Origin of the sequence: Acinetobacter calcoaceticus DSM 30006 = CIP 81.8, assembly GCF_000368965.1 — a bacterium.
GTDB classification, from domain to species: Bacteria; Pseudomonadota; Gammaproteobacteria; order Pseudomonadales; family Moraxellaceae; genus Acinetobacter; species Acinetobacter calcoaceticus.
The window spans coordinates 1-1028 of record NZ_KB849784.1 but is presented as its reverse complement, the minus strand read 5'-3'; the positions used below and the strand labels follow the sequence as shown (position 1 = coordinate 1028).

The window sequence follows — 1028 nt, the reverse complement described above, 5'->3', positions numbered from 1 at the left end:
CCGGATGGTAACTGGACTGTGCCAAACCCAGGCCTAAATGATGGCGATGAAGTTGAAGCAGTAGCAACAGATCCAGCTGGAAATACATCAGGACCAGCAACAGCTGTGGTTGATGCAGTTGGTCCAAATACGGATGGTGTCAACTTCGCAGTTGATTCGGTCACAGCTGACAATGTAATTAATGCATCAGAAGCAGCGGGTAATGTCACGATTACTGGTGTTCTGACAAACGTTCCTTCAGATGCGGCTACTACAGCCGTTACAGTTGTTATTAATGGCGTAACTTATACTGCAACTGTAGACGGCGTAGCAGGTACATGGACAGTAAGTGTACCGGGTAGTGGCTTAACGGCAGATGCAGATAAAACCATTGATGCCAAAGTAACGTTTACAGATGCAGCAGGTAATAGCAGCACTGTTAACGACACACAAACATATACAGTTGATACTACAGCACCAGCAGCGCCAGTGATTGACCCGGTTAACGGGACAGATCCAATTACAGGTACAGCAGAACCTGGTTCAACAGTAACCGTAACTTATCCGGACGGTAGCACAGCAAGTGTTGTAGCTGGACCGGATGGCAACTGGACTGTGCCAAACCCAGGCCTAAATGATGGCGATGAAGTTGAAGCAGTAGCAACAGATCCAGCAGGTAATCCGTCATTACCTGGAACAGCTATCGTTGATGCAGTTGGTCCGAATACAGATGGTGTTAACTTTACAGTTGACTCGGTCACAGCTGACAATGTAATTAATGCATCAGAAGCAGCGGGTAACGTTACGATTACTGGTGTTCTGACAAACGTTCCAGCAGATGCGGCGAATACAGCCGTTACAGTTGTTATTAATGGCGTAACTTATACTGCAACTGTAGACAGCGTAGCAGGTACATGGTCAGTAAGTGTACCGGGTAGTGGCTTAACGGCAGATGCAGATAAAACCATTGATGCGAAAGTAACGTTTACAGATACAGCAGGTAATAGCAGCACTGTTAACGACACACAAACATATACAGTAGATACCAC

At 46.3% G+C, this 1028-nt stretch carries 1 protein-coding gene; it reads left to right on the top strand.

Annotated features, from left to right (window positions below; translation table 11 throughout):
- On the top strand, positions 1–1028 hold a 1028-nt coding region (locus F936_RS17265), incomplete at both ends, for an Ig-like domain-containing protein (RefSeq protein ID WP_005049839.1).